The organism is Halioglobus sp. HI00S01, from assembly GCF_001635445.1.
In the GTDB taxonomy this organism is placed as follows: Bacteria; Pseudomonadota; Gammaproteobacteria; order Pseudomonadales; family Halieaceae; genus Halioglobus; species Halioglobus japonicus.
In genome coordinates, this window is the sequence record NZ_LWEE01000133.1 from 1 (window position 1) to 372 (window position 372).

Here is a 372-nt window from a genome sequence, read left to right on the forward strand (position 1 = left end):
TTAGCACCTGGGCGTTCAAATCCTCAAACTCCGTCTTGCCCGCCAGGTAATCAAAATCGGGTACCGCCGCGAACGCCTCAGACAGCTCCGCCTCATCCGCGCGTAAGCGCTCGTAATCGGAAAAGAGTTGAAGCGCCGCGGTGGCTGCACCGATCAGCTGAGAGAGCGACGCCGGCACCCCCAGATCCTCGGCCAGCCTGTCGTGCCGCACCGCCAAATAGTCCGCGATAACCTGGGCGTCGTCATCACTCAGATCGATACCGCAAGAGAGCATTTGGAACAGCAAGGCACTGCGCTGCCCCGACAGCCCTCGACTCTTCAGCAGCTTCGCTAAACCATCCGGCACCCCGGCGAGTGCTCGCAATGTATCCA

1 protein-coding gene is annotated in these 372 nt (G+C 60.8%); it reads right to left on the reverse strand.

Annotation, left to right across the window (positions count from 1 at the left end; all coding sequences use genetic code 11):
- The coding region (locus A3709_RS23825) for a hypothetical protein (protein WP_197484226.1) at positions 1–372 on the reverse strand (372 nt) is incomplete at both ends.